A 13,854-nucleotide genomic window follows, 5' to 3' on the forward strand; every position below is an offset into this window, starting at 1 on the left:
TAATCATTACATGTTTCAACGCCCTTTACTTTTCGCTCTTTTGAGCTTCATTCTCACCTCGCATAGTTATGCTGAAACGCTCGAAACCATATTCACCGAAGGAAAAACAAGCGGTAATCTCCGTGCATTCTGGTACGACGGAAACCGTGAGCTACGGATCGATCGAACCGCCCTCACCCTCGGGGGGATTTTGAGCTATAAAACGGCCCCTTACGAGGGATTCAGCGGAGGCATTTCATTCTTTTCGAGTAACGGAGTTACCTCACTGACACAGATGCCCGAATCGGGACAGACCCATAACCTCAATCTCGATGGCAGTTCCATCAACACCCTCGGCGAAGCGTACCTCCAATACAGCGGATATGATACCGTTGTGAAATACGGACGACAACGCCTCGACCTCCCTCTCGCAAACGACTACTACAACCGTATGCTCCCCAACAGTTTCGAAGCACTCAGTTGTGAGAATCGTTCCATCGACCATATCACCCTCAAAGGTGCTTATATCACGGGGTGGAAATACAAAGGTTCCGATACCTTCGTCTCACCCACCTACTCGCTCGGGATCGATCGTGACATCGCCGTCCTCGGAGCGATCTATTCTCCGGCATCACCATGGAAAATCGAACTCTACGACACCTATGTGCGCGATGTGATGAATGCCCCCTATCTGCAAATTATCGACAATGCTATTTGGAAATCGTCCGATGGGACAACCTTTTCGGGAGCATTGCAATATCTGAACGAACAGAGTATCGGAGATAGTGCCGCAGGAGAGGTCGATACCTCTCTTCTAGGGCTACGAGGGACTCTAACGAAGGGTGAGTGGAGTCTGAGCGCTCTATACACCCGTATCGGCGATCAAAGCTTACTAGGTACGGGGGGACGGTATGAGAAGATGGGATGGGGAGCGTTTATCACCTACACCGATCTGCAAATCGACGGAGAGAGTGAAAACGCAGGTGCGGAAGCCTACGGCGGAGTCCTAACCTATCGCCCTGATTCGACGTTCGAGATTTCGGCCAAATATATAAAAATCGATCAAAGCGACAGCGTCCAATCCAATAGCGCATCGCTCACCCAAAATCCCCGCCCCGATTCGGACGAAGTCAACATCGATGCGACCTATCAGCCGCGTAAAGAGTTTCGCCTGCGAACTCGCTTAGCCTATATCAACTATGACAGAGAGAGTACGTCACTGTATAAAAACAAAGCGTACGATGAGACCAATGTGAGGATTATTGCCGATTACCTCTTTTGAGAACACGTCACGTTTGCATCCAAAATCGCCTCTTCTTTTTTGGCATGGGCGCATTGCTCTTTCGTCATTCTGACATGGGAAAATGTCGTTTCCCACAAAAGTGTATTTTTCATATTCGCAGAACGTAGATCATTATGCGAAAATTTCGCGCCGCCGATCTCAGAACCTCTAAAATCGGTTTTATTCAAACGCGCCCCGCTGAGATTTGTTTTCCACACTTTTGCATTTCGTATATCCGCACGACTGAGATCACTCTGCTCTAAGTGAGTCCCTTTGAAATTTGCCCCGCGTGCATGGATGGAGCGCAAATCCGCATTTTTGATCGACGCTTTCCAAAACACCGTCCCCTCGGCATGTGCACCGCTGAGATTGGCATCATTAAAATCTCCCATCTCAAACACACTGCCGCGCAGATCGGCATTGCTCAGATCACTGCCGTGGAAATCACTTCCGCTGAAGTCCATTTTAGACAAATTGGCACCGCGCAGATCGCATCCGATACACTCTTTATCCTCCAACGCTTTTTTCACCTGTGCCGCATCGTAGGCACTCAAAGAGACTCCCATCAAAAGAGCTAAAAGTAGCGCTCTCATTTGATCCCTCGGATACGGTGTAACTCGTTCAAAAACTCACGTGAACGTTTACTCCCGATAATCGTCTCTTTTTTATTTCCCGATTTGTCGATAAAAAACATCGTCGGAATCCCGAAATAATCATATCCGTCGGGGAGTTTGCTCTTATGAATATTTTTCTCGATCACCACAAAATTTTGACTCAAATACGGTTCTACCGTTTTCTCATGAAATACTTTTTTCTTCATATACGCACATTCGGGACAATCCTCGGTCGTATAGATCATCAGTACCAGCTTATTCTCTTTTCCCATTGACGCAACCGCCGTTTTGAACTGCTCGTCATTTTGGATCGTTACCGCACCCAAACTCAAAACGCTTATCCATATCAATACTAAAAATTTCGCCATTGCTTGTCCCTTTTTTGAACTATATTTATCACAATATTATCATTTTTTTGAATCTATTTGAATGATTAAAGTGTACATATCTATCTTCTTTAGCGAAAATGTGCCATTTATACCCAAAACTATTGACAAAAAAGGTTCTAACCGCTATAATTCCCGTCCATAAATTGTGCTGGAACAGTTTATTGTTATTTAACGTCTCGTTAGCTCAGCCGGTAGAGCATCTCACTTTTAATGAGGGGGCCGATGGTTCGAATCCATCACGAGACACCACTTTTCAAGCCGCATTTATGTGGCCCCATCATCTAATGGTTAGGATTCCAGATTTTCATTCTGGCCATAGGGGTTCGAATCCCCTTGGGGTCACCACATTTACTTCATCAGAAAAAACATAAATATTTTCACTACGACAACAATAAATACTTGCATGTCATTAAAATCTCATTATCTATAGCTACAATAGTCTCTTACAAGGAGAGAGATTTGCACAGTTATGCCGCACATATCGAAGAACTAAAATCAGAAATCTTAGATCGAAATTTGATCATGGTTGTGACTGATCCTAGCGGTATGATTACCGATGTCAGTAAAGGATTTGAAATTCTATCCGGCTATGCAAAAGACGAATTGGTCGGATTAACCCACCGAATCTTCCGCCATCCCGATACCCCAAAAGAGATATTTGCCCATTTATGGGAGACCATTGCACAAGGTCAACCATGGTGTGGGGAAATAAAAAACCGAAATAAAAGCGGTCACGGCTACTGGAGCAGAATTTGTGTCGAACCGCTTCAAAAAGAAGAGACCATACTCGGCTACATTGGTATTTATACCAATATCACGGAGCACAAAGAACTGATCCACCAAGCTGCCATTGACCCGCTTACGGGAATTTACAACCGATTTCAACTCAATCTTCTTCTCACCCGAAAAGTTGAGCAATCCTATCGTGACCATTCTACCTTCTCTGTCCTCTTTATCGATTTAGACCATTTCAAAACGATCAACGACCAATTCGGTCATTTGGAAGGGGATAGAATATTGGTCGAATTTACCGCACTGACTCGTGAAACCCTTCGCAGCAGTGACCTATTTTGTCGCTGGGGAGGGGAAGAATTTATTATTGTTCTAGACAAAGCTGACTTAGAGACGGCGTATCCTATAGCTGAAAAACTCCGTCAACGGATACGCGATCATGATTTCGGCTTAAATACGTCTCTAACACTCAGCATCGGCATCAGCCAGTATGATCCCGCTTTCACCATCAGGGATACCATAAAAGCTGCCGATACAGCCATGTATAGAGCAAAACATCAAGGTCGAAATCAAACCGTATTAATGGAAAGTTTATATGTTCAAATCAAATAGTTTTACCCTTCTTTATATCGAAAGTGATCCGGAAATTCGAGAAAAACATTCACACTTTATTCGTGAAAACGGATTAAAAGTTTTAGAAACAGACAATTCCATAAAAGCATGCGAACTTTTTAGAACCCAAAAGGTCGATATGATTCTGATCGACCTTCAACTGAGCAATGAAAACGGATTGGACTTTGTCCGATGCCTTCGACATAAAGATGTTTTGACACCCGTCATCATCACCTCTACTCAGACCAATCAAGACATTCTAATGGATGCGATCAACCTAAATACTACCCGCTATCTGCAAAAACCGCTCAAAAAGAACGACTTGATCGATGCACTGCAAATAGGTGCCAAAAAAATTCTCAATTGCCGATCATCAGGTTTCAGTGTTTTAGAAGAAGGCTATAGTTATGACCCCATCAACAAAACCATCAATCGTCCCGATGGAACAGCTGTCCAGCTCTCCAAAAAAGAGTACCTTCTGCTGGAGCTTCTTATCAGTAAAAAACGGCTCATTGTCCCTTATGAAGTGATAGAATCAATAGTATGGCAAGATACATTGATGAGTATGGATGCGCTTCGAACTTTGGTCCGCGGTATTCGTAAAAAATCCTATCCCAACATTATCTCCAATATAAACGGTATCGGATACAAACTTGATTTTTAGCCGACACTATTAATATCTACCTGTAGCAATGGGACATAATGAGCCCAAACACTAGAGAATCATGCTAAACTTACCACTATTTTATAACGTGTTAAAAGAGCCTCTCATGAAAATCAAAAACAATTTTTACATCGTCATCACCATATCGGTGTTGATGATTGCCCTCTCGATCAGTATTTCATTCATCAACTTTATGGTTTCTCTCCACTCCACGGAGGCTGATCTCAAAACCCGTTCTCTCCCCCTGACGGTGGATAATATCTACACCGAAATCCAAAAACACGTCATCGAGCCCAACCTCGTCGCATCGATGATGGCACATGATACGTTTCTCCAAGACTGGCTCATCAACGACGAACAAAACAGCGATAAAATAACCCGTTATCTTGAAACGATTAACAACAAATACGGTATGTTTGTCGCCTTTTTGGTCTCTGAAAAAACCCAAAGCTACTACACCCAAAACGGTTTTTTAGAACATCTCGACCCTTCGAAACCCGATAACGAATGGTATTTTAAATTCAAAAAACTACAGGGGGATAATGAGATCAATCTCGATTTCAATAACAATCTTGAGAACTCCCTGATTATGTTTATCAACCATAAAATCTATGATAACGATTACCATCTAGTCGGTGCGACGGGGATCGGTTTGAAGATTTCTTACATCAACGATATGCTCAAGCGGTTTCGGCAAGAGTATAACTTTACCGTTATCTTCGTCAATGAAGAGGGTAAAATCATTTTATCCGAACGAACCGATACAACCATAAAAAGCCTTTACGACACTCCTGAGCTACGTAACCTAACCGATCAGATTATCGCAAAGATTCCAAAATCCTCGAATATCAAAAAGACGGCGAAAACTATCTTCTCAAAACCAAATACATCCCTGAACTCGATCTATACCTCCTTGTTGAAGCAAAAGTAGATGACTTTATCAAGAATGTACGCCGAACGTTTTATCTAAACCTCGCCGCATCACTACTGGTTACCATCATTATCACCTTTATCATCCTCTTTATGATCCGAGGATACAATGAAAAACTCGAATTTATGGCACGAAATGACCCTCTCACGGGACTAATGAACCGAAGCGCCTTTAACGATTCCTTTAATGATTATCTCCACCTCAGTAAACGTCGTGACGATCCTCTCAGCCTTATCTTTTTTGACATCGATAACTTCAAAGCCATCAACGATACACTGGGGCATCAGATGGGAGACCACGTCCTCGTCCAAGTTTCCGAGATCCTTAAAACACGTCTCCGCTGCACCGATATAATAGGTCGCTGGGGCGGGGAAGAGTTTATCATCGGACTGATTAATACCGATCAGGAGAATGCCGAAGTGATTGCTGAGGCACTGCGCAGTGCATTTGAAGAAGACCCTCGTCTCATTCATCTCTCTTCCATCCCCATTACCGCAAGCTTCGGGATAGTCACTACCCGCAGTGGAGATACGATAGACACCCTTCTTACACGGGTCGATGCGGCTATGTATAAAGCTAAAGAGCTAGGTAAAAATAGGGTAGAAAAAGCAGAATAATGTGTTTCATCCTTACCCTCGTCTTTCTCTTCGCCGCTTTCACCTTCTTCTCCAAAGGGTTGATGATACAAGGGCTCATCAGCGGTATGATCGCCGCTTTTGCCCTCTTTTTTTTCATTCGCAAACTCCTTAAGAACGCCCCTTGCATCTTCGGAAAAGATCGTGATTGCAATAAGCGCTAAGCTCTCTGCGCTACAATTTCACTTATTGCTCCAAAGGTGTTCAACAATGGTTAAACTGATTATCCCCTTTTTCTCTGTTCTCGTATTATCCCTCTTCGCCGACGAACCCAAGCAATGGGGAGAGAACGTCACCGGAGTCGTTACCACCTTTACTGCCCCTAAAAAAGAGATCGCCCTCACCTTTGATGCGTGCGGAGGGAGTCCAAAAAGTTCCCAGTACGATGAGGGACTTATCAATTTTCTGAGTGAAAACCACATTCCCGCTACCCTCTTTATCAACTCACGTTGGATACACAGCAACCCTGAAGCCTTTGCACGATTAGCCTCCAATCCTCTGTTTGAAATCGCCAATCACGGCACCGCTCACCGACCTCTTTCGGTCAACGGAAAAAGCATTTATAACATTGCCGGAACCGCATCCGCCGAAGAGGTGGAGCGTGAAATCAACGGTAACGGCGATTTGATCGAAAAACTCACCGGCAAACGCCCCCGTTTTTTCCGCTCAGGTACCGCCTATTATGATGAACAAGCCGTTGCGATCGCCCATAAAAACGGCGTTGAAATCGCAGGTTTCAGTGTGTTAGGGGACGCGGGGGCAACGTTCAGCGCACCCAAAGTAGCACAGCAGATAGAAAGCTCCCACAGCGGCGACATTCTCCTTTTTCACATGAACCACCCTGAGAGCGGCACACGCGAGGGAATTATGGAAGGGGTTGCCAAACTCAAAGCGCAGGGGTTTGGTTTCGTCCGTCTCAGTGACGTCAAATCGCATCTTAACCGACTCCCTTAAAGGTATATTGCTATGAACAGTGCATCCAAACATCATCACTCCCATATTTTCGATGAGGGAAATCCTCTGGCAGAGAGAAATACCCGCATCGCGGTAGCGCTAACCCTCTTTATGATGATCGCCGAAATACTCGGAGGATGGATATACAACTCGATGGCACTCTTAGCTGACGGATGGCATATGGGAACCCACGCATTGGCACTGGGGCTATCGGTAATGGCATACACTATGGCGCGGAAATATGCTCATGATGGGCGATTTGCATTCGGTACATGGAAAATCGAAGTGCTCGGAGGGTATACTAGCGCCATTTTCTTGGTCGGTGTTGCGGCACTAATGCTCTTCCAGTCCGCCGAGCGGCTCATCTCACCGACACCGATCCGCTACAACCAAGCTATCGAGATTGCACTCATCGGTCTAGTCATCAATCTCGTGTGCGCATGGCTCCTCAAAGAGGGGCATACCCACGATCATCATCACACTCACGGTCACGACCATCATCATCACGATCACCACCATGACCTAAACCTCCGCTCCGCCTATATGCATGTCATCGCCGATGCCGCTACGTCCGTTCTGGCAATCTTTGCTTTGATCTGCGGAAAATTGTGGGGTGCGGCATGGCTTGACCCGATGATGGGAATCGTAGGGGCAGCATTGGTGAGCATATGGGCGTATGGATTACTGCGCGATTCGGGACGTATCTTATTGGACGCCGAAATGGATGCCCCCGTTGTTGCTGAGATCTATGAAGTGATCGCTGATAGCCCTATCAAGGCAACGATCACCGATTTGCATGTTTGGCGCGTGGGCAAAGGAAAATACTCGTGCATCCTATCTTTGCACACGGAGGAAGAGGTCACGCCCGAGTATTTCAAAGATCAACTGCGCATCCATGAAGAGCTTGTTCACATTACGGTGGAGATAAATCAAGAGTAACCCCTATTTGAGACAAAAAATTCCTAAGTGGCGATTAAGTAAAAATACTCATAATTCGATAACAATTATTATTTTCAGGAGAACCCTATGTATTTAATATGGGAATCATTTTGGAGCTTGAGTGTCGATATTGGGATTTATATCCTGTTCGGTCTTTTGGCCGCGGGGGTGTTGCATCAGCTTATCAGTGAGAGATGGATTCAAAAACATCTAGGTGCCGACACGCACGGCTCCGTCTACAAAGCAGCTCTTTTCGGAGCCCCACTGCCTCTGTGTTCATGCAGTGTTATCCCCTTTGCCGCCTCTTTGCGACGCAACGGCGCGTCCAAAGGGGCGACCTTGTCGTTTCTGATCTCAACTCCGATTACAGGTATTGATTCGATACTGGCAACCTTTGGGATGTTCGGATGGGTATTTACCCTCTATCGTGTTTTCACCTCTGTGGTCATCGCGATTGTCGCGGGAATGCTGATGAATATGTTTGAGCCCAAAGAAGTGCTCAAAAAAGGGTTTTCCTTCACCGCTACCGCTCCAAAAGTCGCCCCGATCAGCAAGCCGGAAATAAAAAAGCCGTTTTCGATTGTCGCCGTTTTTGAATACGGACTGATAACCTTACTGGGGAGTTTCAGCAAACCTCTCTTTTGGGGGCTTTTGATCGGTGCATTTATTTCAGCGGCTATCCCCTCCAATCTCCATGAGCTTTTTAATGACAATCGGTTTTTAGGCTATTTGATTGCCGTCGCTATCGCAGCTCCGATGTATGTATGTGCAACCGCGTCCCTTCCGATTGCCGCGTCACTCATTATCGCAGGGGTCTCTCCCGGTGCCGCGTTTATCTTCCTCAGTGCGGGGCCTGCGACCAATACCGTGACAATGGGTGTCGTCAAATCGATGCTGGGAACACGCGCCTTAGTGATTTATCTCTCGGTGATTTCGATCGGAAGCATCGCCTTCGGAGCCTCTATCGATTGGCTCTTTACCTCTTTCTCGATCCCTATGAGTGTCGATATGCACGAACACCACGGAGTGATTTCTGAAATTGCGGCAGTGCTTATGCTTGGACTGATCGGATGGCATTTGATTCGTGATCGATTCCAAAAGAATACGAAAAACTGCGGCGGAGGATCGTGCTGTTCCTAACATTTTGACGATTCGGAGAGTTTGTCCGCTATAATTGCGCACTTTTTGATTAGGACATCTTGTGAATGAAACTCTCCTTATCCTCGCCGTTGCTTTGGCGATGGACTCCGTCGCCGTATCGATCGCCATCGGCTCAAAATACAAAGATCTTTTAGTCTCAAAAGCCCTTATCAGCGCCGCCGTTTTCGGATTTTTCCAAGGGGCTATGCCTGTTGCGGGTTACTTCATCGGAATCAGCTTTGCCGAATATGTCCAATCCTTTGATCACTGGATAGCCTTTATCCTCCTCGTAGGACTTGGGGGGAAAATGCTCTATGAGGCGTACCAAAACGAGTTTGATGACGAAGTAACCGATCTCTCCGTTAAAACCCTCGTTACTCTGGGGATTGCAACGAGTATCGATGCGATGGCGATAGGGGTGACGTTTGCCTTCTTACAGAGTGATATTTACACCGCCGCCGGTGTGATCGCATTAGTCACCTTTGCTTTGTGTATTATCGCCGTGTATGTCGGGAAAAAACTGGGATCATTGTTGGAGAGCAAGGCTGAGATGCTCGGAGGGTTAATTCTGATCGCTTTAGGGTGCAAAATCCTTGCAGAGCATCTAGGGGTACTCTAATCACCACCCGTCAGAGGCGTGATTATCATGTTTTGATTTTTTATAGCGGCGGGCATTGACCCGTTTTTCGAGCTGATTTTGGGCATAAAAAAGCTCCTCTTTGATCGTCTCAATCTCTTCGTCACTCGCTCTAAAATCGAGGATTTTCTGCCCCAATGCTTCAAGTTCCATGTACTCATCTTTGTAGAGCTTGACCGCTTCGTTTTTTTCCAAAAAACGGAAATTCATATCCACTTTTTGATCATACTGCTCTTTGGTCGGATGTTCGGCTTTGGATAGCCACGCAATTATTCCGCTGATAAACCGTCCCAATAAACGGATATACCGAAGCCGTTTTGAATTTTCCTCTTTAGATACGCTCATAAATCCTCATATTAATCATTCGTCGATACAATACCGCCATTATACCTATTAGGAGCCAATATGCGCTTAGCACTTCTATCTCTATTGCTCGCCATCACATCACTCAGTGCGGAGTATATCCGCCAACCGATCGATCAAAAATTGATTAACTCCAAAATCAAAATCATCGATATTCGCACCCCTTCCGAGTGGAAAACAACCGGTCTTGTCAAAGGGTCTATCCCTATTATGTTCTTTGATGAACAAGGGAACTATAACACAGAGACATTTTTAACGAAACTGGGGAAAGTGGTCAAAAAAAATGAACAATTCGCCCTGATTTGTAACAGCGGAAACCGTACTCAAATCGTCGGCAATTTTTTAGGCAAACAACTAGACTACCGTGTCATCGATTTGCAAGGGGGAATACAATACGCAATAGCGAAAAAACTCCCGCTAGAGCCTTATAAACACTAAAACGTACGCCGGAGGCTCACTCCGATATACTTTCCTTCACTTGCAGAGTTGTGAATGACCGGTGATAAAATATAGAGATCGGTTATACAAGCACCAAGTGCTGAGCCTGCAACGTGAGCGGCTAAATCCAAGAGCTGTCCCTTAGCGTTATGGTACTCGACGAATTGGATGGTTTGATCCACCAAGGCTATCGCACTGCTGATTTCAAATCCTATCATTCCCCGATCATCTCTATGCTCCGGATAATAGTGATCAACAATGGCAGTAATCCCCCCCGCCAGAACTGTTCCCCCGACAAAATGACTCATTTCGCTATTGAAATCTTCTGCTGAAAAAAGGGAAACCGCCATCAAAGTACTGAAAACAAAGGCTTTTAATTTCATAGCTTCAACCTTTCGTTAAATCTTTAGCGTAAAAACTCCAATAGATCAATGTACTCTTTCTCAATAATACCGAGGTTTTCAAGCATCCGCATCTCATCGACGCCGGGGTTATCACTCAAAAATTCTCGTCTCCACTGGATGTTGTCTTGCAGTTCTGAAAGCCCTGTCGAGAGGTATTCGATCATCGATTCAATATCGGCACCCCGAACGGCCCCTTCGGTGTCGGCTTTATAGAACAAGAGCGCATAATCGCCCGTCTCGTGAGAAAAACGGAAATCCTCGGCAATGTTATGGATGATCGTCTTAATCCGTTCATCCTTGATGAGTCGTTTTGCCATAGTTTCCTCCCCTTGAAAATATCCAAATTCTAATCTCTTTTGGTATAGGAGTTGCTTAGGTATACCATCCAAACTATAAAGTTTATTTAACCCGTGAAACCACTTAAACTAAAATCGAAACTTCTTTACTTATTGTTTCTCGTCGGATTTGGCCTAGTTGTGGTCGGTTTAATCGGTTATATCAATATTCAAAACATCAAACGGAGTATGGATACCCTCTATTTCGGTTCTCTCATCCCCTTGAACGAACTCAACGCCATCAATTCGGCCTACCATAACGACCTCGCTTCTCCGATCTATCAATGGAATCACCAACTCCTCAGTGATGAGCAAGCGGGAGCAAAAATATTAGAGGGGCTCGATCGGGTAAATCACCTATGGACATCCTATTTGGCACATGACAAACGACCCGAAGAGATGGCGTATGTCAATTTCACCGAAGTTCAAATCAAAAGCATTGAAAACTATTTTACCCAAGTACGTTCTATCATCAATGATCCGAGCCGTTCACATCCCATTTCTCTGATTACAATGGATGAAAATATCCAATCGATACAAAACACTCTCGCTCAGCTCATCGCCTATGAGAGCGCTGCCGCAAAATATGAACACTCGATCCTTTTGACGCAATACCAAAATGCACTGACCCAATTACTCTTCTTTTTGGGGGTGATTTTGGCACTGGTCATGGGGCTGGCGTGGATGATTTTTGCCCGTATCGAGATTCAACAGCAACAGCTCATCGAGTCGAGCGAAACTCTCAAACATCTCAATCTCAAACTCGAACAGGCATCCTATACCGATTCACTTACCTCTTTGTTCAATCGACGCTATTTCAATGTCGTCTACGAACGGGAATTTAAACGTTCATTACGTTCTAACACACCGTTTGTCTTTATGATGCTTGACATCGATTTCTTCAAACAATACAACGATACCTACGGTCATTTGCAAGGAGACCTCGCCCTTCAAGCCGTCGCCAAAATTCTTAAAACGACTCTCCAACGTCCGGGAGATTATCCGTTCCGTCTCGGAGGCGAAGAGTTCGGCGTGATCCTAACCGATACCGATTGTAAAAATGCGAGAATTATGGGGGAAAAGATACGCGCAAGCATCGAACATCTCAAGATAGAGCACAAAGGCTCTAAAATTCTCCCTACCCTAAGCGTCTCTATCGGAGGGATTTGTATCATCCCTACCGTCGATATGAGCGAAGACGCCCTCATTCATGCGGCGGATACGAACCTCTATGCAGCAAAAGAGCGGGGACGAAATCAGGTCGTTTTTAGCAATAAGTTGTAATTATTTTTTGAATTTAAAGGTGAGTTTTTCGAGCGCTTCACGTACTTTCGGGGCAATATCGCCTTGAAATTCCATCCAAAACTCTTTGTACGCCCCGCCGCACGCAAGCGATTTTTTCAACGTGGTGAGGACTTTTTGGGCATCTTCTTCACTCAGACTGAAAGGGCCGACGAGCGTCACCGCTTTCCCGCGACGTTTCTCTTTTTGGAAAACAAGACGGTGAGCAGAGGGTTCGAGGATAGTGAGCATTTTTGCAGTGTTTTCCTCTTCCATGCTCCACCCCTCACCCCATGAGGCACCCAGATCAAGAGAGAGCTTTGTCCCGCGGCTCATTTAGTTTCTCCGCTGTAGGTAAAGCGTTTTACGCCATTGGGAAGGGTCTCTTCAAACATACTACTCGGACGCACCCACAACCCCTGTTCACCGTACAACGGTCGATAGACCACGAGAAGCTCTCCTGTTTCGGAGTGTTTTGCTTCTCCGATCACTTCGTAGTATTTACCTTTGTAGTGACGGTACAGCCCTTTTTCAACCACGCACGACCTTTTGGACAAGGGCACTGATCCCCTCTGATTCAAAAGCGTTGCGGTTGGCCATCGAGAGGATCGGATTCATGCAATATTTATTGTTGTCATACACGACGACAATCACTTCATCCCCCTCTTGGAGGAAATTGGTCTCCCCGAAATGGGTGTATCGGGTCGCACCGATACTGATAATTGCGTGTTTTGGACATCCCGCATCCCGAAGATAGCTTCCGATTCCCTCCAAAGGACCGAAATCGACCTGTGTATTGATCTGTTTTTGCATCCACTCGATGAGTTTGCTATAAAAGAAACTGTATCCGGTGAGTTCCACATCTTCCCCGTAGCGCATCAGCATCCCCTCACGTCGTAAAAACGAGGCGATACGATAGCTGTCCATCACTCCGCCCTTCTCAAACGTATCGATAGGGATCAGAGTGGATGATAGCCCTTTGGAGCCTTCACCCCAGTTTTTCTTCTGGCTGATCTTTGCTGCGCCCTCGATGCGCAGAGAACAGTCGTTATAAGCACCGAAAGCGTTCGGGATAATAGCGCTTACCTTTCCCTCGGCATCATACTCAAGCTCACAAATAAGTGCTACTTCAGGCTCAGGCTGAACATTGCATGGCTGGCTCGGGAGGACGATCGTATCGCAACTGATCGGATAGATACCCAGCTGCCCTTCACGATTCGGAACATAAAACGGAAACATCCCTTTGGGACCGTTCGGGTCTTCGGTGATGACATCTTTGAAATCGGCACTCTCGCCCGCTTGTTCGAGATGGAGGGCAAAATTGCCCGCGACTCCTAAACCGATAAAATTTTTATAGGTGTCCATTTGCTTTTGCCTCAGCAAACTCTTCATACGTTCCTTTGAAATCGGTATAGCTTCCATCCGCATGAAGTTCGATAACGCGTCCCGCAAATGCATCGAGCAACTCACGGTCATGACTCACACAAACGACATTTCCGTCAAATTCGTACAATGCTTCACCGAG

The 13,854-nt window shown here is 45.5% G+C and carries 20 protein-coding genes, 2 tRNA genes and 1 pseudogene; 14 read left to right on the forward strand and 9 right to left on the reverse strand.

Annotated features, from left to right (window positions below; translation table 11 throughout):
* The first annotated feature begins 10 nt into the window (after positions 1 to 10).
* Positions 11 to 1,261 carry an OprD family outer membrane porin gene (locus VFW36_RS02480; protein WP_329657240.1) on the forward strand — a complete coding sequence of 417 codons (1,251 nt, stop codon included), beginning with the start codon at positions 11 to 13 and terminating at the stop codon, positions 1,259 to 1,261.
* Here the strand turns inward: VFW36_RS02480 and VFW36_RS02485 are convergent.
* Both VFW36_RS02485 and VFW36_RS02490 read right to left on the reverse strand, forming a co-directional pair.
* On the reverse strand, positions 1,249 to 1,854 hold the full coding sequence (locus VFW36_RS02485) for a pentapeptide repeat-containing protein (protein ID WP_329657241.1): 606 nt from the start codon (positions 1,852 to 1,854) through the stop codon (positions 1,249 to 1,251). The two genes, VFW36_RS02480 and VFW36_RS02485, sit on opposite strands and share 13 nt — an antisense overlap.
* Positions 1,851 to 2,243, reverse strand: a complete 393-nt coding sequence (locus VFW36_RS02490; protein ID WP_329657242.1) for a thioredoxin family protein — start codon at positions 2,241 to 2,243, stop codon at positions 1,851 to 1,853. The genes VFW36_RS02485 and VFW36_RS02490 overlap by 4 nt, the downstream gene beginning before the upstream one ends.
* A 194-nt stretch (positions 2,244 to 2,437) precedes the next feature.
* Between VFW36_RS02490 and VFW36_RS02495 the strand changes: the two genes are divergently transcribed.
* From VFW36_RS02495 to VFW36_RS02545, 11 genes are all read left to right on the forward strand, one after another.
* A tRNA-Lys gene (locus VFW36_RS02495) sits at positions 2,438 to 2,513 on the forward strand.
* A gap of 21 nt (positions 2,514 to 2,534) precedes the next feature.
* A tRNA-Glu gene (locus VFW36_RS02500) sits at positions 2,535 to 2,609 on the forward strand.
* A gap of 114 nt (positions 2,610 to 2,723) precedes the next feature.
* On the forward strand, positions 2,724 to 3,608 hold the full coding sequence (locus tag VFW36_RS02505; RefSeq protein WP_329657243.1) for a sensor domain-containing diguanylate cyclase: 885 nt from the start codon (positions 2,724 to 2,726) through the stop codon (positions 3,606 to 3,608).
* Complete coding sequence (locus VFW36_RS02510; protein ID WP_329657244.1) at positions 3,592 to 4,272, forward strand: response regulator transcription factor; 681 nt, start codon at positions 3,592 to 3,594, stop codon at positions 4,270 to 4,272. The genes VFW36_RS02505 and VFW36_RS02510 overlap by 17 nt, the downstream gene beginning before the upstream one ends.
* Before the next feature lie 106 nt (positions 4,273 to 4,378).
* Positions 4,379 to 5,203 (forward strand): cache domain-containing protein, encoded by an 825-nt coding sequence (locus tag VFW36_RS02515; RefSeq protein WP_329657245.1) that lies wholly within the window; start codon positions 4,379 to 4,381, stop codon positions 5,201 to 5,203.
* Between the two features lie 92 nt (positions 5,204 to 5,295).
* Positions 5,296 to 5,820: a GGDEF domain-containing protein gene (locus VFW36_RS02520; RefSeq protein WP_329657246.1), complete on the forward strand. Its 525-nt coding sequence runs from the start codon at positions 5,296 to 5,298 to the stop codon at positions 5,818 to 5,820.
* Complete coding sequence (locus VFW36_RS02525) at positions 5,820 to 6,002, forward strand: hypothetical protein (RefSeq protein WP_329657247.1); 183 nt, start codon at positions 5,820 to 5,822, stop codon at positions 6,000 to 6,002. The genes VFW36_RS02520 and VFW36_RS02525 overlap by 1 nt, the downstream gene beginning before the upstream one ends.
* A 46-nt stretch (positions 6,003 to 6,048) precedes the next feature.
* Complete coding sequence (locus VFW36_RS02530) at positions 6,049 to 6,792, forward strand: polysaccharide deacetylase family protein (RefSeq protein WP_329657248.1); 744 nt, start codon at positions 6,049 to 6,051, stop codon at positions 6,790 to 6,792.
* 12 nt (positions 6,793 to 6,804) lie between these two features.
* Entirely contained in the window at positions 6,805 to 7,731 is a 927-nt protein-coding gene (dmeF, locus tag VFW36_RS02535; RefSeq protein ID WP_329657249.1) for a CDF family Co(II)/Ni(II) efflux transporter DmeF, read from the forward strand.
* 87 nt (positions 7,732 to 7,818) lie between these two features.
* Positions 7,819 to 8,871 (forward strand): SO_0444 family Cu/Zn efflux transporter, encoded by a 1,053-nt coding sequence (locus VFW36_RS02540; protein ID WP_329657250.1) that lies wholly within the window; start codon positions 7,819 to 7,821, stop codon positions 8,869 to 8,871.
* Between the two features lie 100 nt (positions 8,872 to 8,971).
* On the forward strand, positions 8,972 to 9,490 hold the full coding sequence (locus VFW36_RS02545) for a manganese efflux pump MntP family protein (protein WP_329657260.1): 519 nt from the start codon (positions 8,972 to 8,974) through the stop codon (positions 9,488 to 9,490).
* On the opposite strand, the gene VFW36_RS02550 is transcribed toward VFW36_RS02545, so the two are convergent.
* Positions 9,491 to 9,853, reverse strand: a complete 363-nt coding sequence (locus VFW36_RS02550; RefSeq protein ID WP_329657251.1) for a hypothetical protein — start codon at positions 9,851 to 9,853, stop codon at positions 9,491 to 9,493. It abuts the gene before it with no gap.
* 60 nt (positions 9,854 to 9,913) lie between these two features.
* Here VFW36_RS02550 and VFW36_RS02555 point away from each other — a divergent pair, with 60 nt between their 5' ends.
* The gene (locus VFW36_RS02555; RefSeq protein ID WP_329657252.1) at positions 9,914 to 10,309 is read left to right on the forward strand and encodes a rhodanese-like domain-containing protein; all 396 of its coding nucleotides are present in this window, start codon (positions 9,914 to 9,916) and stop codon (positions 10,307 to 10,309) included.
* Here the strand turns inward: VFW36_RS02555 and VFW36_RS02560 are convergent.
* Positions 10,306 to 10,692, reverse strand: a complete 387-nt coding sequence (locus tag VFW36_RS02560) for a hypothetical protein (protein WP_329657253.1) — start codon at positions 10,690 to 10,692, stop codon at positions 10,306 to 10,308. The two genes, VFW36_RS02555 and VFW36_RS02560, sit on opposite strands and share 4 nt — an antisense overlap.
* A gap of 23 nt (positions 10,693 to 10,715) precedes the next feature.
* Positions 10,716 to 11,030, reverse strand: coding sequence for a hypothetical protein (locus tag VFW36_RS02565; protein ID WP_329657254.1), 315 nt, complete (start codon positions 11,028 to 11,030; stop codon positions 10,716 to 10,718).
* Positions 11,031 to 11,123: 93 nt separating this feature from the next.
* Between VFW36_RS02565 and VFW36_RS02570 the strand changes: the two genes are divergently transcribed.
* On the forward strand, positions 11,124 to 12,332 hold the full coding sequence (locus tag VFW36_RS02570; RefSeq protein ID WP_329657255.1) for a diguanylate cyclase domain-containing protein: 1,209 nt from the start codon (positions 11,124 to 11,126) through the stop codon (positions 12,330 to 12,332).
* Here VFW36_RS02570 and VFW36_RS02575 read toward each other — a convergent pair whose 3' ends face one another.
* The 4 genes and pseudogenes from VFW36_RS02575 to VFW36_RS02590 all read right to left on the reverse strand — a co-directional run.
* Positions 12,333 to 12,665, reverse strand: a complete 333-nt coding sequence (locus VFW36_RS02575; protein WP_329657256.1) for a translation initiation factor — start codon at positions 12,663 to 12,665, stop codon at positions 12,333 to 12,335.
* Positions 12,662 to 12,868 (reverse strand): DUF1653 domain-containing protein, encoded by a 207-nt coding sequence (locus VFW36_RS02580; RefSeq protein WP_329657257.1) that lies wholly within the window; start codon positions 12,866 to 12,868, stop codon positions 12,662 to 12,664. Before VFW36_RS02580 ends, VFW36_RS02575 begins: the two co-directional genes overlap by 4 nt.
* On the reverse strand, positions 12,861 to 13,694 hold the full coding sequence (locus VFW36_RS02585; protein WP_329657258.1) for a DUF5718 family protein: 834 nt from the start codon (positions 13,692 to 13,694) through the stop codon (positions 12,861 to 12,863). The genes VFW36_RS02580 and VFW36_RS02585 overlap by 8 nt, the downstream gene beginning before the upstream one ends.
* A pseudogene (locus VFW36_RS02590) lies at positions 13,681 to 13,854 on the reverse strand (ABC transporter ATP-binding protein); the annotation flags it as partial. The gene VFW36_RS02585 and the pseudogene VFW36_RS02590, both read right to left, overlap by 14 nt.

It is taken from the genome of Sulfuricurvum sp., from assembly GCF_036279695.1.
Lineage (GTDB): Bacteria > Campylobacterota > Campylobacteria > Campylobacterales > Sulfurimonadaceae > Sulfuricurvum.

What these genes read in the sequence shown, in the direction of transcription:
- VFW36_RS02530 (WP_329657248.1), top strand. Translation starts at nt 6,049, where the DNA reads ATGGTTAAACTGATTATCCCCTTTTTCTCTGTTCTCGTATTATCCCTC.
- VFW36_RS02480 (WP_329657240.1), top strand. Translation starts at nt 11, where the DNA reads ATGTTTCAACGCCCTTTACTTTTCGCTCTTTTGAGCTTCATTCTCACC.
- VFW36_RS02520 (WP_329657246.1), top strand. Translation starts at nt 5,296, where the DNA reads ATGATCCGAGGATACAATGAAAAACTCGAATTTATGGCACGAAATGAC.
- VFW36_RS02555 (WP_329657252.1), top strand. Translation starts at nt 9,914, where the DNA reads ATGCGCTTAGCACTTCTATCTCTATTGCTCGCCATCACATCACTCAGT.
- VFW36_RS02485 (WP_329657241.1), bottom strand. Translation starts at nt 1,854, where the DNA reads ATGAGAGCGCTACTTTTAGCTCTTTTGATGGGAGTCTCTTTGAGTGCC.
- VFW36_RS02560 (WP_329657253.1), bottom strand. Translation starts at nt 10,692, where the DNA reads ATGAAATTAAAAGCCTTTGTTTTCAGTACTTTGATGGCGGTTTCCCTT.
- VFW36_RS02550 (WP_329657251.1), bottom strand. Translation starts at nt 9,853, where the DNA reads ATGAGCGTATCTAAAGAGGAAAATTCAAAACGGCTTCGGTATATCCGT.
- VFW36_RS02585 (WP_329657258.1), bottom strand. Translation starts at nt 13,694, where the DNA reads ATGGACACCTATAAAAATTTTATCGGTTTAGGAGTCGCGGGCAATTTT.
- VFW36_RS02515 (WP_329657245.1), top strand. Translation starts at nt 4,379, where the DNA reads ATGAAAATCAAAAACAATTTTTACATCGTCATCACCATATCGGTGTTG.
- VFW36_RS02545 (WP_329657260.1), top strand. Translation starts at nt 8,972, where the DNA reads ATGGACTCCGTCGCCGTATCGATCGCCATCGGCTCAAAATACAAAGAT.
- VFW36_RS02540 (WP_329657250.1), top strand. Translation starts at nt 7,819, where the DNA reads ATGTATTTAATATGGGAATCATTTTGGAGCTTGAGTGTCGATATTGGG.
- VFW36_RS02575 (WP_329657256.1), bottom strand. Translation starts at nt 12,665, where the DNA reads ATGAGCCGCGGGACAAAGCTCTCTCTTGATCTGGGTGCCTCATGGGGT.
- dmeF (WP_329657249.1), top strand. Translation starts at nt 6,805, where the DNA reads ATGAACAGTGCATCCAAACATCATCACTCCCATATTTTCGATGAGGGA.
- VFW36_RS02565 (WP_329657254.1), bottom strand. Translation starts at nt 11,030, where the DNA reads ATGGCAAAACGACTCATCAAGGATGAACGGATTAAGACGATCATCCAT.
- VFW36_RS02490 (WP_329657242.1), bottom strand. Translation starts at nt 2,243, where the DNA reads ATGGCGAAATTTTTAGTATTGATATGGATAAGCGTTTTGAGTTTGGGT.
- VFW36_RS02525 (WP_329657247.1), top strand. Translation starts at nt 5,820, where the DNA reads ATGTGTTTCATCCTTACCCTCGTCTTTCTCTTCGCCGCTTTCACCTTC.
- VFW36_RS02510 (WP_329657244.1), top strand. Translation starts at nt 3,592, where the DNA reads ATGTTCAAATCAAATAGTTTTACCCTTCTTTATATCGAAAGTGATCCG.